13 protein-coding genes are annotated in these 18,410 nt (G+C 44.1%); 7 read left to right on the top strand and 6 right to left on the bottom strand.

The annotated features are described in order from the left end of the window. Both A3KS_RS0116085 and A3KS_RS0116080 read left to right on the top strand, forming a co-directional pair. Window positions 1-357 (top strand): cobalamin-dependent protein (locus A3KS_RS0116085; RefSeq protein WP_026395766.1); only part of this gene is annotated, 357 nt, incomplete at its 5' end. Between the two features lie 81 nt (window positions 358-438). Next, on the top strand, window positions 439-1,416 hold the full coding sequence (locus A3KS_RS0116080) for a uroporphyrinogen decarboxylase family protein (RefSeq protein WP_026395775.1): 978 nt from the start codon (window positions 439-441) through the stop codon (window positions 1,414-1,416). An 89-nt stretch (window positions 1,417-1,505) separates the two neighbouring features. Here the strand turns inward: A3KS_RS0116080 and A3KS_RS0116075 are convergent, their stop codons facing one another. After that, complete coding sequence (locus A3KS_RS0116075; protein WP_026395774.1) at window positions 1,506-1,916, bottom strand: hypothetical protein; 411 nt, start codon at window positions 1,914-1,916, stop codon at window positions 1,506-1,508. A 189-nt stretch (window positions 1,917-2,105) separates the two neighbouring features. Here A3KS_RS0116075 and A3KS_RS0116070 point away from each other — a divergent pair, with 189 nt between their 5' ends. The 4 genes from A3KS_RS0116070 (at window position 2,106) to A3KS_RS21630 (ending at window position 7,343) form a co-directional block, all read left to right on the top strand. After that, the gene (locus A3KS_RS0116070; RefSeq protein WP_026395773.1) at window positions 2,106-2,840 is read left to right on the top strand and encodes a LytR/AlgR family response regulator transcription factor; all 735 of its coding nucleotides are present in this window, start codon (window positions 2,106-2,108) and stop codon (window positions 2,838-2,840) included. Next, window positions 2,827-4,242: an ATP-binding protein gene (locus A3KS_RS0116065; protein WP_026395772.1), complete on the top strand. Its 1,416-nt coding sequence runs from the start codon at window positions 2,827-2,829 to the stop codon at window positions 4,240-4,242. Before A3KS_RS0116070 ends, A3KS_RS0116065 begins: the two co-directional genes overlap by 14 nt. Before the next feature lie 114 nt (window positions 4,243-4,356). Next, window positions 4,357-5,385, top strand: coding sequence for a 3-deoxy-7-phosphoheptulonate synthase (locus A3KS_RS0116060; protein ID WP_026395771.1), 1,029 nt, complete (start codon window positions 4,357-4,359; stop codon window positions 5,383-5,385). A 206-nt stretch (window positions 5,386-5,591) separates the two neighbouring features. After that, window positions 5,592-7,343, top strand: coding sequence for a bifunctional diguanylate cyclase/phosphohydrolase (locus A3KS_RS21630; protein WP_169727713.1), 1,752 nt, complete (start codon window positions 5,592-5,594; stop codon window positions 7,341-7,343). A 140-nt stretch (window positions 7,344-7,483) separates the two neighbouring features. Here the strand turns inward: A3KS_RS21630 and A3KS_RS0116050 are convergent, their stop codons facing one another. Beyond that, window positions 7,484-8,266: an alpha/beta fold hydrolase gene (locus A3KS_RS0116050; RefSeq protein ID WP_026395770.1), complete on the bottom strand. Its 783-nt coding sequence runs from the start codon at window positions 8,264-8,266 to the stop codon at window positions 7,484-7,486. 978 nt (window positions 8,267-9,244) lie between these two features. Here A3KS_RS0116050 and A3KS_RS21625 point away from each other — a divergent pair. Next, complete coding sequence (locus tag A3KS_RS21625) at window positions 9,245-10,291, top strand: DUF389 domain-containing protein (protein ID WP_051355949.1); 1,047 nt, start codon at window positions 9,245-9,247, stop codon at window positions 10,289-10,291. Between the two features lie 104 nt (window positions 10,292-10,395). Here the strand turns inward: A3KS_RS21625 and A3KS_RS0116040 are convergent, their stop codons facing one another. From A3KS_RS0116040 to A3KS_RS0116025, 4 genes are all read right to left on the bottom strand, one after another. Then, on the bottom strand, window positions 10,396-11,871 hold the full coding sequence (locus A3KS_RS0116040) for a glutamate synthase subunit beta (protein WP_026395769.1): 1,476 nt from the start codon (window positions 11,869-11,871) through the stop codon (window positions 10,396-10,398). Between the two features lie 17 nt (window positions 11,872-11,888). Further along, window positions 11,889-16,472, bottom strand: coding sequence for a glutamate synthase large subunit (gene gltB, locus A3KS_RS0116035; RefSeq protein ID WP_026395768.1), 4,584 nt, complete (start codon window positions 16,470-16,472; stop codon window positions 11,889-11,891). A gap of 503 nt (window positions 16,473-16,975) precedes the next feature. Then, a complete protein-coding gene (locus tag A3KS_RS0116030) occupies window positions 16,976-17,959 on the bottom strand; it encodes a uroporphyrinogen decarboxylase family protein (protein WP_026395767.1) in 984 nt (327 codons plus the stop codon). Window positions 17,960-18,053: 94 nt separating this feature from the next. After that, a partial coding sequence (locus tag A3KS_RS0116025) for a cobalamin-dependent protein (RefSeq protein WP_026395766.1) occupies window positions 18,054-18,410 on the bottom strand: 357 nt, incomplete at its 5' end.

The following is an 18,410-nucleotide window of genomic DNA, read 5'->3' as shown; positions in this document are numbered from 1 at the left end:
ATCGGTACGGTGGCCGGCGATCTTCATGACATCGGTAAAAATCTGGTTTCGATGATGATCGAAAGTGCCGGTTTTGATATGGTTGACCTCGGTGTGGATGTTCCGGCCGATACCTTTGTTCAGGCGGTTAAAGATAACACCAATGTCAAACTGGTGGCCTGTTCTGGTCTGCTGACCACGACCATGCCAGCTTTAAAAGAAGCCGTTCAAACCATTAAAGCGGCTTACCCGGATTTAAAAGTCATTGTTGGCGGGGCTCCGGTAACACCAGAATACGCAGCTGAAGTTGGCGCCGACGGTTATGCACCCGATGCTGGTAGTGCCGCCGTTAAAGCTAAAGAACTGGCAACTGCTTAGCGTTATCGCGTAAATTGAAATAAAAATTACCAAACTTAGGGCCGGTTTATTATTCACTACAAAAATTCAGGAGGTATAAAAATGTTAACAAAAAGACAGAATTTGCTGGAAACCATCAAAGGTGGAAATCCCGATCGCTTTGTAAAACAATATGAATTTATGAATATTATCATGGAAGCGCCTATCGGGGCGATGTGTGGACCTGGCCAGACGATTAAAAATGGCTGGGGAATAACCTTTACCTGGCCGGAAGGTCAACTGGGTGGTTTCCCCATTCATGACGACGAACATAAGGTTTTAAAAGACATCACCGACTGGCGCAATCAGGTTAAAGCGCCAGCGGTGGAAACCTCAGACGAAGCCTGGGCGGCAGCGGTTGCCCACGCCAATGCCATCGATCGCAATGAAGAATTTGCAACCGCCTTTGTGGCACCAGGAATCTTCGAAATGACCCATCATCTGATGAGCATGGAAGATGCTCTGATGGCTTTATATGAAGAACCGGAAGATATGCATGATCTGATTGACTATCTGGTTGAGTATGAACTGGCTTATGCCAAAGAAATGATCAGCCGTCTTCATCCGGATTGTATTTTCCATCATGATGACTGGGGCAGCCAGCGTTCTTCCTTCGTTTCGCCGGAAATGTTTGCCGAATTCTTCGTCCCGGCCTATAAAAAAATCTACGGCTTTTATAAGGAAAATGGCGTAGAACTGATTGTGCACCATAGTGACTCCTATGCTGCCAACCTGGTTCCGGCGATGATTGAAATGGGCATTGATATCTGGCAAGGGGTGATGACAACCAACAACGTCCCAGAGTTGATCAAAAAATACGGCGGCCAAATTTCCTTTATGGGTGATATCGACAGCGGTGTTATTGATTTCCCGGGCTGGACTCCGGAAATCGTTTTCGAAAAAACAAAAGAAGCCTGCGAACGTTGCGGCAAGCTCTACTTTATTCCCGGGGCCAGCCATGGCTTGAATTTTGGATGCTTCCCAGGTGTTTATGAATCAAACGACGAAGCTATTGATAAAATGAGCGAGTTAATGTTCTAATTCAGCAAAGACATAAAAAGTTAAATTATTATAAAAAAAATAAAACCGCTGTGAGAAAAAATCCGCAGCGGTTTTATTTTTTTGATGTTTTATTTAAATGTGGCAGTCGGAGTGCCGTTCTCGATTTTCAGCGTGATCTCTGAAACCGCGAACAGATCAATATTCGACCATTCAACGGTGGTACCAGCCGAGTCGGCAATCATCAGATCCCAGTATTGTTCTTCGACCTCAGTGTCAAAGATAATATCGGTGGAACTGCCAGTGGGTAGGGTATCGGTGGTCAGGATATCATCACCCCAGCTTGCTTCACCAGTTGGCGAAACATAGAGTGCGTAGATTTCAATCCCGGTTTCATTTACGACCGTGAAATCCTGAGAATAAACGGTGGTTTCATCAGCTGATGAAGAATTATCCGCTGAAGATGAACCGCCACAGCCGGCAAGAATAAACACCGACAGAGCAAAAACCATTAACACACTGAAAAATTTCATTTTTTTCATTCTTTTCACCTCTTAAATAAATTAATGTTAAGACTATCATAACAACAAAAAATCTTTAAAACAATTCAAATTCGCGAGGAAAAACTGCGTTTCGCGCATGATAAAGTTGCAAATAAATTGTGAAATGGGATTCAATATGATAAAATTATTAAATAACGTCAATGAATCAACGGTCAAATGGAGGACAGCATGGTTTATATAGCAGTTTGCGAAGACGAACCGGAACACCAGGAAAAAATTAGGGTGTTTTTAAAAAACTACAGTGCCATCAATGGTTATGATTTTGAGATCGCTTTTTTTTCGACGGCGGCAGATTTCTGGGCACATTATCAGCTTGGCGCTTTCAATATTATATTTCTGGATATTTATTTGGAAGAAGGCAACGGCATCGAAATCGGAAAAGAACTCCGGAACCGGGGTGAGGACTGCCAAATGGTGTTTATTACGTCAAGCAGAGATTTTGCCATTGAAGGGTTTGAACTAAGCGCCCGGCACTACATTATTAAACCCATCGTCGAAGATAAAATAGTTGAAGCATTAAATCGATGCCTGGCTATGCTGGCAGAGGATATGAAAGCGATCCAAATCCCCGTTGGAAAACTGGAGATTGCCCTGCGGCTGAAAGATATTATCTATGTAGAGGTTTTCAATAAGGTTTCGGTCATCCATACTACGAACGAAGAAATAAAGACCTACCTGCCCTTATCACAGCTGGAGAACCTGCTGGGTGGGACACCTTTTTTACGCTGCCACCGTTGCAGCATCATTAATATGAATTACGTGGCAGACTATACCGCTGCTGATTTTATTATGAAAAACGGCGATACAGTCGGGATTCCGCGAAGTAACAGTGTCGCTGTGCGACAGCAGTATGTGGACTTTGTATTCTCAAAAGTTAGAGGTGAGTCCAGTGCTAAGCAGTAATCTGAACATTGTCTGGGGGATCGGCCTTTCGATCGTTCCCTATTTTATTCTGGCTTTTATTCCAGTCTGGAACCAGCTTCGCTATTCGAAAAAGACTGTAATCACCCTGGGAGCCCTGTGTATGCTCCTGAATATTGTTTCAGTGATCCTGATCATTGAAATGGTGCCGAAGTGGAACAGTCTGCGTTTTTTTCATAGTGTTTTTTTTCTGTTGCTGTATGTTGGGGTATATACGGCCGTGGTTCGAGGAACCCCATCAAAACTGGTATTCATTGCCTTTTTGGTCAAAAGTTATGCTGATTTTATCGTCAGTATGGCCAAGTTTTTTGAGGTTTCCTACCTGACCTATGGATTACACCGGGTTTATGTCCAGACATCTTTTTCATTTTACTTTAACCTGTTTCAATGTCTGGTTTTGATGATTACCTATCCATTGATATGGATTTTTTTTAGAAAAAAAATATCCCATGTCATGCAGACACATAACAAAGCCTGGGGATACCTGTGGATTATCCCGCTGGTCTACTACATTATCTTTCTGGCATTTGGCGCTATGAATGCCAATCTGATTGCTCAATGGCAGTTTTTAATCTTTAATCTGGTCTCTTTTTTTGGATTCTACCTGATTTATTATGTGGTCATTGAAATGCTGGAACAATCAGAAAAGAATATTATTCTGGCCGAAAGCAATGAGGTCATCAAACAGCAGCTGCTGTTTCAGTCGGAATATTATAAAAAATTTGGCGAGTGTATTGAAGAGACTCGCAAAGGCGAACACGACCTGAGGCATCATTTAAACACCGTGCTGGGATTGATCCAGCAGCAGAACGAAGAAAAGGTAGAAAGCTATATTTACGAACTGCTGGGAAATCGCTTGAATATTTCGGATATTCTGTACTGTGGCAACGATGCCGTCAACGCCATCTTGGGCTATTATGCCAACATCTGCAAGCAGGAAGGCATAAATTTTACCATCGAAACAATCGTTCCGGAGGATTTGGAAATCGATGAAACGGATTTATGCGTTGTTTTTGGAAATGTTCTGGAAAACGCACTGGAGGCCTGTCGGCGCATCACTGCCGGGGAACAATTTATTAAACTGAGTTCCCAATTTATCGGCAACAAGTTGTATATTGTTGTAGATAACCCTTTCAGCGGCGAGATTCGATTAAAAAACGGCGTTTATCTTTCCCAAAAAAGAGAAGCTGCATCGGGTATTGGCATCATTTCGGTGCTGGCCATTGCAAAGAAGTATGATGGCGACGCACGTTTTGAACAAGCTGACCAGCTGTTTCGGGTTTCGGTTGTGTTGGCCAATAAAGGTCATAAAAGGGCTGGACAAATCCCAACCGTCCGTGAGGAGTTGGTCATCAATAATAAGTCTTGTCAGGTGGAGCATTAATCTCTATAATAAATACAAACAAAAAGAATACCGATTCAGTCGCCAGGGTAAAATGGCCAATAGAAACCAGATCGGTGATAAAGATGGTAAAAATAGTTTTAGAGGGAGTAACAAATGAGTTTTGAGTTGATCCAGGAAATTCCGTCACCCAGTGAGATTTTTAAAATGATGCCGCTGTCTGAGGCTGGCAAAAAAATAAAAACCCAGCGGGACCAGATGATCAGAGATGTTTTCGAAGGAAAAGATGATCGTTTTATTCTAATTATCGGTCCCTGCTCGGCAGATAATGAAACGGCGGTAATTGACTATGTGAACCGTCTAAGTGTTATTCAAAAAGAAGTGGAAGATAAAATTGTCATCATTCCGCGTATTTATACCAATAAACCACGAACCACCGGTGAAGGCTACAAGGGGATGCTCCATCAGCCCGATGCCAATAAAAAAGCCAATATGGTCGAGGGGATAAAAGCCATTCGGCAATTGCATATCCGCTCCATTGAAGAAACGGGCTTATCCTGTGCTGATGAAATGCTGTATCCGGAAAATTATGCCTATCTGGAAGATCTATTAAGCTATGTGGCCATTGGGGCCCGGTCGGTGGAGAATCAGAAGCATCGGTTAACCGTCTCTGGACTGGAAATCCCGGTGGGAATGAAAAATCCCACCAGCGGTGATATTACCGTAATGCTCAATTCCATTCAGGCCGCCCAGGCCGGCCATACCTTCATCTACCGGGGCTGGGAAGTAAAAACCTCGGGAAACCCTCTGACTCATGCGATTATGCGTGGCTCGGTGGATCAGCATGGACGCAATTATCCGAATTATCATTATGAGGATATCATGCATCTGATTAAACTCTATGAAAAACGGGATTTCGCCTGTCCGGCGATTATTATTGACTTGAATCATGCCAATTCCAACAAGCGATTCGGCGAACAACCCCGAATCGCCCGGGAGATTCTGCGCAATCGCCATTATGATGCCGATTTGAAAAAATATGTCAAGGGTCTGATGATCGAAAGCTACATTGAAGAAGGGAATCAGCCGGTTGATGGTGGGGTTTATGGAAAGTCCATCACCGATTCCTGTTTGGGCTGGAAAGCTTCAGAAGAGTTGATTCGTACGATTGCCGAGAAAGTATAAATATAAAGCCGTCAATTGCCTATTAATATGCGATTGACGGCTTTTTTATGTTGAGAATAATGGTCGTCAGGGAGTTGCTAACTTTATGACTAAAAAGTGAATCAGGGGGTATCTACTATAGTAAACCGGATAGTTGAAGAAAGCTAAGCATATAATCTAGAATGCTTTAGGGGGAGAGAACATTTGTTGAAAGGGTTATGAAAAGTATGAATCAGATAATCAAACAAAAAATCGCTGAGGCGATGGGATTCATAAAAAAGCTGTTCAAAAACCTGAAAATGCAAACCGCTAATATTAAAAACAATAGTGATGGTTACCGAGATCTCAATTATTTGAAAAACCACTTATTTTATGACATCACTTTTTATTTTATTGTATTGGGACCAGTACTATTTTTTTATGGTGCCTATTTATTTTATGAGGAAGGCAAATATGTGGTAGCAGCCATCGAATTTTCGCTGTATTTTCTTTCTGTCGTTGTGCTGGTTAATCGAAAAATTAATATCCGCATCAAAAAGTTATTTTTTTTGCTGATCGGTTATTTTGCCAGTGTGCTGGTGCTTATTGTTGCCGGACCAATGGGTGCGGGGATGGTTTGCGTGGCAGTGGTGCTGGTTTTATCCGGATCCCTGTTAGACAAAAACTGGATTATGAAATTTATCGCCTTTAATCTGTTTGCTTTTTTCGTCATTACGATTTTGCTGATCCGCGGCTTTTTTGATGAATTTGCCATTGCTGATTATGGGTCAAGATGGCTGATTGTTGCAATCACCAGTCAGGTACTGGGAATTGGTCTGCTTTATATTATTCAAATGATCTACGATGGGCTGGAGAAACAAGCGCAAATTATTGCCAGATCCAAAGAAAATCTGGAAGCCAGTGAGCAACAATACCGTTATTTAAGTTACCACGATCATCTAACCGGGCTATATAATCGGCTATTTTGGGAAGAAGAACAAAAGCGGATTGATAACAGTGAGCAGCTGCCCATCTCGATTATTATTGGCGATATCAATGGGGTCAAACTGATGAATGATGCCTTTGGTCATAAAGCCGGAGATCGTATTATTATCGAAACGGCGCAGATTATGAAAAACTGCTGCCGTGAAGGTGAAATCGTCGCCAGAACCGGCGGTGATGAGTTCAGCATTTTAATGCCCAAAACGTCACGGGAAATAGCTTTAAAGCGCATGGAAGAAATAAAAAAAGCCTTTATGCGGCACAATCGGCGCATTTTAAATGAAGCCTTTCATATCAATGTCGCCCTGGGATCCGGAACCAAAGAAGTGCCCCATGGCGATTTGAAGGCAACCATCAAAAAAGCCGAATTATATATGAACCAGCGCAAGCTTCTGGAGCAGCGCAGCTCACACAGTACCATTATTTCATCAATCAAGGCAACGATGTATGAGAAAAGCCACGAAACCGAGGAGCATTCGGAACGGCTGGCAGCGTTGTCCCGAATGGTCGGAGAAGCCCTTCATCTTTCCCAAATTGAACTGGATAATCTGGAGCTGTTGGCGACCCTGCATGATATTGGAAAGGTGGGAATCGATGATCGTATTTTGACTAAGCCGGGAAAGCTGACCGATGAGGAATGGATTGAAATGAAAAAACATCCCGAAATTGGTTATCGCATAGCGGTGGCATCTCCTGAGCTGGTTTCAATTGCTGAGTATATTCTCAGTCATCATGAACATTGGGATGGTAGTGGCTATCCGAAAGGTCTGGCGGGTGAGGAAATTCCGCTATTGTCACGGATCATTGCAGTTGCCGATGCCTATGATGCCATGACCGAAAATCGTGTTTACCAAAAAGCCACGAACCGGGAAAGAGCTTTGGCTGAAATTGAGAAAAATGCCGGATCTCAATTTGATCCGGAGATTGTCGAATTGTTTGTTAGAATTATGAAAGAAACAGCAGCGATTGACCTGCATGTTCAGATTAAAATGAAGTAAGCTAACAAAATAGCATTAGATAAATGAGACTGGTTTCTGAATTAAGAGAAACCAGTCTCATTTTGACTGTGAAAGAATCGTATATAATCGAACAGCGTCACTGTGAATTTGCGATATTAGAGGAGTCAATTTTAAAGGGGTTAGTCCAGAAACAGATTAATTATTAGATTGAACTTATCCGGGTTTTGAAACATCAGACCATGTCCGGCTTCGGCAATTAAAACGAGTTTGGAATTGGGCAATTTACTGGCCAGGTATTGGGCATTTTCCGAGGGTAGAATAAGATCGTCTTTACCGTCAATAACCAGGGTTTCATGTTGGAGAAAGGGGATTCGATTGCAGGAACCCTCCCATTTATTGATAGCCTCGGCTTGTTTGAGGATCGCATCAGGATTCATGGTTCCCAGGGGGCGATAGAATATTTCCCGAATCCGATCCTGATTGTTTTTAATCCATTCGGCCGGGAAAATCAGCCGTAACCACTCATAAGCTTTGTCAGAAGGGATTCCCAGGGTATTTTCGAGTTTGGAAAGCACCTTTGGTTCAGGTGGAAAAATTTCCGGATGACAAAGCGATGCGTAGAGAATCAGCTTGTTGACGATTTCGGGATGCTGCAAGGCTAATTCCTGGGCAATCGACGCACCCATGGACCAGCCCAGAACATGAGCTTTTTCGATCTTTAAGACAGCCATCAATTCATAGGTGTCTTCCGCAAATTGTTCGATTGTGAAGGCCTTATGCCCGGAACTGGTTTCGCCCATGCCACGGTTGTCAAATACAATAACCTTGTATTTTTTTGACAGGGAACGAAGGAGACGCTCCTCCCAAAGATTCATGGTACCGCCATAACCCATAATTAAAAGCAGAGGATATCCGTCTCCGTAAATGCGGTAGCTCATATTAATGTCTTCAACTCTTACCATAACAACACCTCTCTTAAGAAACTAATGATCATATGTTTAATACCCATGTAGAGGGAATTTATCAGCAAATTGCTATAAATATTTGAAAAAATAGATTTCCGTTTAGTTTCGTAAACAGCATAATAAAGCCAGAATGCATATTTACAAAAGAAATACAAACGTTTACACAATGGCTATTTACTTATCGAAGAAACGTGATACAATATAATTGAATCAAGGATCAACCAATCCTTTCCAATTAAATGGCAGGATCATTGAAAAGTAAATAAGCACTTGGCTGAATGATAAAATCAGGGAGAAGGTTATCCAATTATAAATAAAAACTCAGCGATAAACTTCGAGGATTTGTTTTTATCAATCATTGACGCTACGATGGAAAAATTCTTATCGCAATAAGAATTAAGAAGTACATTGTTAATCACAATCAGATTTATTGGTGATCGGTATTTACATTATGGTTAACCACATAAAAATAAAAAATGTGGTCATAATAAAAATAATAGATCAGAAATAAACAATCGATGTGAGAAGACGAGATGATTTTCAATTGAAGTTCAGAGTAACAAAAGGGAGAAATTTGAACGAAAGAACAGATTGTTCAGAAATTTATTTTACTTAAAAACCTGAATAAGCTCATGGATAAAAGGATAATAAAAGCGAAGATAAAAAGTAAGATAATCCCAAAAACAAGTGAAGTATTTACAATGGAAAAGTGAATAGGAAGATTTTTGAAAAACAGAAAGGGGTGAGTCCCAAAAAATGACAACTGAGATTGCAAGCTGAGGCCGATTCTACATAAATAATTGTGGAATCGGCTTTCAGCTTTTTTGTGGTTGGACGGGCGGATCGGCAATAAAAGAATACCTGTAAATGGATGGAATGCCGATGCCAACTTTGCTATAATCAATAATGCAGAGTTTTTTTTATGTCTAATGGGGTAATAAAAGACAATAAGCAAATGAGATGGGGAGATTTAGCATGATTGATTATCTTAAAAATGGTTTATTTGATATCCGATCCGATCAAATGGATGCCGATGCCATCCACCTAAGCATTGTATCCGGCGTCAAGCTCAAGGGGGCGCCGCTGATTATTCTTTTTTGTGCCATCATTGTGGCTTCGGTTGGTCTAAATACCAATTCAACGGCGGTCATCATCGGTGCTATGCTGATATCGCCATTGATGAACCCAATTATTGCCATCGGTTATAGCCTGGCCACCTACGACGGGCTGCTGTTGCGAAATGCCGCCCTTAATTTTGTCATTCAGATTATTATTGCTTTGATTGGCGCTTCCATTTATTTTTCGCTGACCCCCATTCACGAGGCCACCAGTGAATTAATGGCCAGAACCGGGCCTTCTTTTTTTGATATGCTGATCGCCTTTTTTGGCGGAACGGCCGGGGTCATCGGAATAACCAGACAAGAAAAAACCAATGTCATCCCGGGTGTAGCCATTGCCACGGCATTAATGCCACCAATGTGTACGGTTGGGTATGGAATAGCCAACAGCAACCCAGATTACATTTTCCCGGCTGCTTATTTATTTCTGATCAATGCTTTTTTTATCATGCTGGCAACCTTTGCCTTTTGTAAACTGCTGCAGCTCAAACAGGCAGCGGTGGTTAAAGAACGCTTCAACAAGATTTTAAAGCGGGGGATCATTATCGGGATGATTCTAATCACCATTCCGGCAGCAGTTTCCGCGGTTTATGTGTCGGTGGATTCGATTATGGACAATTATCTGACCAGTAAGGTTGAATCATTTGTGAACGCGGAAGTCAATTCATCAACGGCCACCACCATGAGAGCGACCATTGACCCGGATCGAAAAAATTTGCGACTGGACCTGGTTGGGGAGGTTTACACCCCGGATCAGATCGAAACGATGAAAATGAACATGGCAACTTATGGTTTGGAAAACTATACCCTGGAAGTGGTTCAGGATATTCGAACCACCCTTTTTAACTATTTCGAAAAAGAGAACCAGGCTGGGATTTTGGATTGTGAGATTGTGATTGTGTAAACAATCGTGCCAAAAAAAGACTGAAAAGACCAGAGTAACCTAAAAAAAACAACCACAAGATCCAGTGCGGATTTTGTGGTTGTTTTAGTTACGTTCAGGGTAAATTATTTTTTAGTTAAATAATGGTGGCAGGCGCGGGCGGCTTCCCGGCCTTCATTGATGGCCCAGACAACTAGACTCTGGCCGCGGCGGATGTCGCCGGCAGCAAAGATGTTATCGACACTGGTCTGGTAAACGCCGTAATCGGCTTTGACATTGGAGCGGGGATCCCGTTCCAGACCCAGTTGGTCAACTAACAGGTCATCCGGTCCCAGGAAGCCCATCGCCAGTAAAACCAGATCAGCCGGCAGCACTTTTTCAGTTCCGGGAATTTCTTTCATGGTCATCCGTCCGGCCTCGTCGGCCAGCCATTCAATTTCCACGGTATGGACTTCTTTGACCTGGCCGTTGGCATCACCGACGATTTTTTTAGTGGTGGTGCAGTATTGGCGGGGATCGCTGCCATAAAGCGCAACGGCTTCTTCCTGACCATAATCCAGTTTATAGGTTTTAGGCCATTCCGGCCAGGGGTTATTGGCAGCCCGGGTGGCCGGTGGTTTAGGCATAATTTCTAATTGCAGCACGCTTTTACAGCCGTGACGGATCGAGGTGGCAACACAGTCGGTGCCGGTGTCACCGCCGCCGATAATGACCACATGCTTGTCCTTGGCCGAAGTATAGTTGCCGTCGGCCAGGTTGGAGTCGAGCAGACTTTTGGTATTGGCAGATAAAAAGTCAATCGCAAAACCAACGCCTTGCAGTTCTCGGCCTACTACCGGCAGATCGCGGGGTTTGGTAGCACCGCCGCATAAAACAACGGCATCATAATCCACTTTTAAATCAGCAACGGGATAGTCTTTACCGACTTCGGTGCTGGTGACAAAGTTGATGCCTTCAGCAGTCATCAGGTCAACCCGACGCTGAACCACGTCAATCTTATCCAGTTTCATGTTGGGGATACCGTACATTAACAGTCCACCAATCCGGTCAGCCCGTTCGTAGACGGTGACGTTGTGGCCGGCTTTGTTCAGCTCGGCGGCACAGGCCAGTCCCGCTGGACCGGAGCCCACCACGGCAATTTTTTTATCGGTCCGTTGTTTAGGTGGATTGGGGGTAATCCAGCCTTCTTTGAAAGCATGGTCGATAATTGTGCATTCATTGGTTTTAATGGTTACCTGGGGTTCGTTCAATCCCACGGTGCAGGCCCCTTCACAGGGAGCCGGGCAAACCCGGCCGGTGAATTCGGGGAAATTATTGGTGTTGAGTAGTCGGACCAGGGCCTCTTTCCATAGACCCTTGTAAATCATATCATTCCATTCCGGAATTAAATTATGAATGGGGCAGCCTGAGGCACCGCCGGCAATCATCATGCCGGAGTGACAGTAAGGTACGCCGCAATCCATACAGCGGGCGCCCTGAAGGCGTTGTTTTTCTTCGGTCAGTTCTAAATGAAACTCGTTCCAATCTTTAATGCGTTCAAGAGGTTCCCGATCCTTGGGTACTTCCCGGTTATATTCTAAAAATCCTGTTGATTTTCCCATAATTGTTTACCTCCTCTCTAATTTCCGCTTACCCGGGACAGATCCCGGTTATTTTCATCAAAAGCTGCCATTAAGGCTTCATCGCCGGTGAGACCCTGGGCTTTAACCCGCTCCATGGCATCCAGCATTCGTTTGTAATCTCGAGGTAAAACCTTGGTAAACAGTTTCGCATAGCGATCAAAGTCATCCAGAATTTTCTGCGCTAGGGAACTATTGGTATAATCCCGGTGTTTAGTGATTAATTCTTTAAGTTCGGATAGTTCGGCAGCATCGGTGATTTTAACCAGATCAACCATTTCAGCATTGCAGGATTCACAGAAGTTTTCATCCAGATCCAGAACATAAGCGATTCCGCCGGACATCCCCGCCGCAAAGTTTCGGCCGGTTTTTCCGAGGATAACAACCTTTCCGCCGGTCATATACTCACAGCCATGATCGCCCACTGATTCAACCACTGCGGTAACCCCGCTGTTGCGGACACAGAAACGTTCGCCGGCAGCGCCCCGAATATAGGCCTCACCCTGGGTAGCCCCATAGAAGGCCACATTTCCAATGATAATGTTATCTTCCGGAACAAAGGTTGCTTCTTTCGGTGGGTAAATGACCATTTTTCCGCCCGATAAGCCTTTGCCGAAATAGTCGTTGGCATCGCCTTCCAGTTTGATGGTAATCCCTTGGGGAATAAAAGCACCTAAACTCTGGCCCGAAGAACCCTTCAGGTTAAGGGTGATGGTGTCTTCCGGTAAACCTTCTTCACCATAGCGTTTGGTAACTTCATTTCCGATGATGGTACCGACAACCCGGTTGACATTTTTAATGGTGGTGTTAATGACCACTTTTTCAGCCTTGTCCAAAGCAGGTTGACAGAGTTCCAGGAGTTCGGTTAAATCCTTGGATTTCTCAATGTTATGGTTTTGCTCGATTTGACAGTATAAACCGCCGCCTTCTGGAACTTCGGGCTGGTATAAAATACTGGAGAAATCCAGTCCTTTGGTTTTCCAGTGGTCAATCGCTTTGTTCATTTCCAGTTTATCGGAACGGCCGACCATTTCATCAATGGTTCTAAAACCAAGTTCAGCCATGATTTCGCGCAGTTCCTGAGCAATAAATTTCATGAAATTAACGATATGTCCGGGATCACCGGTAAACCGTTCACGCAGTTTAGGGTTTTGCGTTGCTACCCCAACTGGGCAGGTATCAAGATGACAGACCCGCATCATCACGCAACCAAGAATGACCAGTGGGGCGGTGGCGAATCCGTATTCTTCAGCTCCCAGTAAGGTCGCAACGGCTAAATCTTTACCAGTTAACAGCTTGCCATCCGTTTCAACTTTTACCCGGGTTCTTAGATTATTAAGTACTAATGTCTGATGGGTTTCGGCCAGGCCAAGTTCCCAGGGCAGACCGGCATGACGGATACTGGTTCGGGGCGAAGCTCCGGTACCACCGTCATAACCACTGATCAGAATAACATCAGCTTTAGCTTTGGCAACACCGGCAGCGATGGTCCCAACGCCGACTTCAGAAACCAGTTTGACATTGATTTTAGCTTCACGGTTGGCATTTTTTAAATCATGGATCAGTTCCGCTAAATCCTCAATCGAATAAATATCATGGTGAGGTGGTGGTGAAATCAGTCCCACACCAGGGGTGGAGAACCGTGTTTTAGCAACCCAGGGATAGACCTTACGTCCCGGCAGCTGACCGCCTTCACCGGGTTTGGCGCCCTGAGCCATTTTAATCTGAATTTCCTGGGCACTGGACAGGTAATGGCTGGTGACGCCAAAACGACCAGAAGCGACCTGTTTAATCGCACTGAGGCGGGAATCGCCATTGTGTAGCGGAATATGTCGTTCCGGATCCTCGCCACCTTCACCGGTATTGCTCTTGCCGCCGATACGGTTCATGGCAATGGCCAGACTTTCATGGGCTTCGCTGCTTAGCGAACCATAAGACATGGCCCCGGTTTTAAAGCGGGTGCAGATACTTTCAACGGATTCAACCTCATCAATCGAAATCGGCTGACGATCTTTAAAGGTCATCATTCCTCTTAAGGTGCAGGTACGCTGACTCTGCTCATTAATCAGGGCCGTATATTCCTGATAGGTTTGGTAATCACCGTTACGGCAGGCAGTCTGCAATTTATAAATTGCTTCGGGATTATAGGTGTGATATTCACCATCAGCCCGCCATTGGAAATTGCCGCCAGATTCAAGGGTATTGGCGTCGGCAAAGGGATTACGATAGGCTTCGTCATGACGCATTTGCGATTCCCGGGCAATTTCATTGATGCCAATCCCTTCGATACGGGATGGGGTTCGGGTAAAATATTTGTCGATGACGTCGGAATTAATCCCCACGGCTTCAAAAATCTGGGCGCCGTGATAACTTAAAATGGTTGAAATCCCCATTTTTGACAGCACTTTAATGACGCCCTTGCTGACGGTTTTGATATAGGTTTTAACCGCTTTTTCATAACTTACATCCGTTAACAAACCTTTTTCGATCAGGTCTTCCACCGTTTCAAAAGCCAGATAAGGGTTAATAGCAGTGGCACCATAACCGATCAGCACGGCAAAATGATGGACTTCCCGGGGTTCGCCGGATTCCACGATTAAACTGACTCGGGTTCGGGTCAGATTGTTGATTAAATGATGATGGAGACCAGAAATCGCCAGTGCTGATGGAATTGGCATCATCTTGGCATTAACACCGCGATCAGAAAGGACAATAATGGTATGCCCTTCGGCGATCGCTTTGTCAGCGGCAACAAAAAGATCTTCCATAGCTTTTTCCAGTCCATCGCCGCCGGTATTGCTTTCAAACAGGGTGGATAGGGTGATGGTTTTGATCCGGGGATCATCCAGTTCGCGGATTTTCTCCAAATCTTCATTGCTGAGAATCGGCATGTCGAGACTGATCTGATGACAGCTTTCGGGCAATGGATGGATCAGGTTGCCTTCGCCACCAAGGTAAACCTCGGTTCCGGTGATCAATTCTTCCCGGAGGGCATCAATGGGCGGATTGGTTACCTGGGCAAACATCTGCTTGAAGTAATTAAACAGGAGCTGAGATTTATCGGACAAGACTGCCAGCGGGATATCATTGCCCATGGCACCAATCGGATCGACACCGTCTTTAGCCATCGGAATGATCAGGGCCTTTAAATCTTCATAGGTATAACCAAAAGATTTTTGGCGCTGAACCAGGCTTTCTTTATCGGCTTTTATTTCAGCTTTTGGTGCCGGCAATTTATCCAGAGTGATATTATGTTCGGCAATCCATTTGGCATAAGGCTGCTGGGAAGCCACCGAATATTTCAGGTCTTCATCATTGATGATTTCGCCCTTTTCGGTATCGATCATCAGCATCCGACCCGGTTTTAAACGCTCTTTGCAGAGAATGTTTTCGGGTGGAATATCTAAAACACCAACTTCAGAGGACAAGATAACCATGTCATCTTTGGTCACATAGTAACGGGAAGGCCGCAGACCATTTCGGTCAAGAACCGCGCCCAGACGGATACCGTCGGTGAACGCGATGGCGGCAGGGCCATCCCAGGGTTCCAGCATTCTTGAATGGTAGTTGTAAAAAGCCTTTTTCTCAGGACTCATGGTTTGATGTTTGGACCATGGCTCAGGAATCATCATCATCGCGCTATGAGCCAAAGAACGTCCAGTTAAGCTCAAAAATTCAAAAGCGTTATCAAAGATCGATGAGTCACTGCCATCAACATCAACAACTGGAAAGGTTTTTTCCAGTTCATTGCCAAAGAGTTGGCTTTGGAGCAGGGACTGTCGGGCATACATCCAGTTGACATTGCCCCGGAGGGTGTTGATTTCGCCATTATGGATGACATAGCGGTTGGGGTGGGCTCTTTCCCAGCTGGGGAAAGTATTGGTGCTGAAACGGGAATGAACCATGGCAATGGCGGTGGTCACATCCGGGTCCTGAAGATCAAGATAGAATTCACCCACCTGATCTTCGGTCAGCATCCCTTTATAAACAACGGTGCGGGAAGAAAAGCTGGCCGCATAAAAAGAGAGACCCTTCTTTTTAGTTTTCTTTTCGGTCTGTTTTCGAATAGTATAGAGTTTTCGTTCGAAATCCATGGTATCGGTGATGGCCGGATCTTTTTGGATAAATATCTGTTTGAGGAAAGGCATACTTTCGACGGCGGTTTTCCCCAGATCACAGAGATCTACCGGAACATCACGCCAGCCCAGCAGGGTTTGACCTTCTTCTATTATAATAGCTTCCAGAATTTGTTCGCATTGGCTTCTTTCATTGGCATCGGTAGGCATAAATAACATCCCCAAACCGTAGTCGCCCGGTTGGGGTAGAGTAAAGCCTTCTTTAATAGAAGCTTTTTCCAAAAACTGGTGGGGGATCTGAATCAGAATCCCGGCGCCATCACCGGTATTCTGTTCCGAGCCCCGGCCGCCACGGTGTTGCAAATTAACAAGTGTTGTTAAAGCCTGCTGTACAATACTGTGGGATTTCTTTCCTTTGATATGGACAATCGCTCCAATACCACAGGCATCATGTTCAAAAGCAGGATCGTAAAGCCCCTGCTTTGGTGGTAAACTAGTGTGTTTCATACGCATTTTAACCTTCCTCAGAAAAATCTTTTTTGTAATGAACAGAATACTATTGTCCCATTTAAAATTCAACAATTTTTATTCATGTTTAACGAGTAATTTTTTGTATTTGACGATACCATACACATTGATAAAAGTGTAACTAACTTTTTAAAAAATACGGGAATGTGCCGAATTTTACAAGATGAGATACGGTTTTATAATTATACTATAAAGCTAGATAATTATCACAAAAATTTCTGCATAAAACCCCGGATCCCGCAATTTTTTTTGCAATGTATTTAGTAATCAAAAGCAATTTGTGTTTCTTGTTGACGCTCACTTGTGTGTGAAAACCGCACAGTTGAGGCTTGTATGCGGTTACATCAGGCGTTGAGCAGATATCAACGCCTGATGTGCAGTTTTCTTATGTTTTTTTAAGATTAGGGCAATAAAAATAGCTCTATCACCAATTAGAACCGGATGGGGTCCTAATTGGGATAGAGCTTAAAAAATATTTGCCTTTAGAACATTTCCTTACTGAGTTGATCAATAACTTCACTGGTTGCTTCATAAACGCCGGGGAAAGAGCTGATGTTCAACCCCTGACTTAAATTGGGGATAAAATAAAGCTTGCCACATTCTTCACAGGCTTTTTTTGCATCAGCATAAATCAGCTCGCGCGTCCAGCCGGGGAAATCAACCCGACCGCTGTCAATATCGCCCATAAAGGTGATCTGGCCACCGTATTTCTTAATCAGATCAGGAACATTATTGGTAGTCATGACACCCTGCCAGATATCAACACCCATTTCGATCATTTCAGGAACGAGCGTTGCCGCATAGGAGTCACTGTGGTGAACAATCAGTTCCACGCCATTAGCTTTCCAATAGCCATAGACTTTTTTGTAAGCGGGCAGAATAAACTCGTCAAACATTGCTGGTGAGATGAAGGTGGAAATTTGGCTGCCCCAATCGTCATGATGAAACAAAGCGTCAGGATGGATGTGTTCGATAAATTCTTTGGCATAAGCCAGTTCATACTCGACGACATAATCGATCAGTTCTTTCATCGCTTCCGGTTCTTCATAGAGCGCCATCAGGGCATCTTCCATACTCATCAGATGATGAGTCATTTCAAAAATACCGGGAGCGCAAAAGGCCGTGACAAATTTGTCGCTGCGATCTACTGATTCAGCATGGGCAATTGCGGGAGCCCACTCTTCATCGGTATAGAAAACCGATGGGGCTTTGACACTTTCTTTCCATTTGGTAATGTCTTTGATGACCTTGTGTTCATCATCGTGCATCGGAAAAGAGCCAATTTGATCGGCGGGCCAATCAAAGGTTATTCCCCATTTATTTTTAACTCTGGTGCCGGGAGCGGGTGCCAGGGGAAGATCCATCGGCGCTTCTAAGATTATTTCCATAAATTCATACTGATTGACAAATCGATCGGGATTTCCGCCTTTTATGACTTCCATCAAATTCTGTCTTTTTGTTAACATTGATAATTCCTCCTAAAATTTTGGGATGTTCATTTTATCATTTTGAATTTAGCTTTAAATTATGGAATGGGATTAGTTATTGGTAAATAAAAACTTACGCTGTTGCCAGTTCTTTAGCTTTAACGGCCGCACTGCCGGCATCCGGAGCGTATCCGTCAGCACCAACTTCAGCCGCGTATTCTGGTGTTACCGGAGCCCCGCCAACAATGACTTTTAAATCCGGGTAAGCCGCTTTAATGGTTTGAACGGCTTCTTTTAAAGCTGGCATGGTCGTGGTCAGCAGACCAGAACAGGCCACCAGTTTGACATTGGTGTTATCTTTAACCGCCTGAACAAAGGTATCGGCCGGAACATCCACACCGAGGTCAACCATATCAAAACCGGCACTTTCGATCATCATCGAAACCAGATTTTTACCGATGTCATGAAGATCGCCGGCCACCGTACCGAT

Source organism: Acetobacterium malicum subsp. dehalogenans DSM 11527, assembly GCF_000472665.1.
In the GTDB taxonomy this organism is placed as follows: Bacteria; Bacillota; Clostridia; order Eubacteriales; family Eubacteriaceae; genus Acetobacterium; species Acetobacterium malicum.
Note: the sequence above shows the minus strand (reverse complement) of the source record. Positions and strands in the feature narration are given on the sequence as shown.

Bases quoted from the DNA above. Each gene is read 5' to 3' on its own strand.
- A3KS_RS0116080 (WP_026395775.1), top strand. From the start codon at position 439: ATGTTAACAAAAAGACAGAATTTGCTGGAAACCATCAAAGGTGGAAAT.
- A3KS_RS0116075 (WP_026395774.1), bottom strand. From the start codon at position 1,916: ATGAAAAAAATGAAATTTTTCAGTGTGTTAATGGTTTTTGCTCTGTCG.
- A3KS_RS0116070 (WP_026395773.1), top strand. From the start codon at position 2,106: ATGGTTTATATAGCAGTTTGCGAAGACGAACCGGAACACCAGGAAAAA.
- A3KS_RS0116060 (WP_026395771.1), top strand. From the start codon at position 4,357: ATGAGTTTTGAGTTGATCCAGGAAATTCCGTCACCCAGTGAGATTTTT.
- A3KS_RS21630 (WP_169727713.1), top strand. From the start codon at position 5,592: ATGAATCAGATAATCAAACAAAAAATCGCTGAGGCGATGGGATTCATA.
- A3KS_RS0116050 (WP_026395770.1), bottom strand. From the start codon at position 8,266: ATGGTAAGAGTTGAAGACATTAATATGAGCTACCGCATTTACGGAGAC.
- A3KS_RS21625 (WP_051355949.1), top strand. From the start codon at position 9,245: ATGATTGATTATCTTAAAAATGGTTTATTTGATATCCGATCCGATCAA.
- A3KS_RS0116040 (WP_026395769.1), bottom strand. From the start codon at position 11,871: ATGGGAAAATCAACAGGATTTTTAGAATATAACCGGGAAGTACCCAAG.
- gltB (WP_026395768.1), bottom strand. From the start codon at position 16,472: ATGAAACACACTAGTTTACCACCAAAGCAGGGGCTTTACGATCCTGCT.
- A3KS_RS0116030 (WP_026395767.1), bottom strand. From the start codon at position 17,959: ATGTTAACAAAAAGACAGAATTTGATGGAAGTCATAAAAGGCGGAAAT.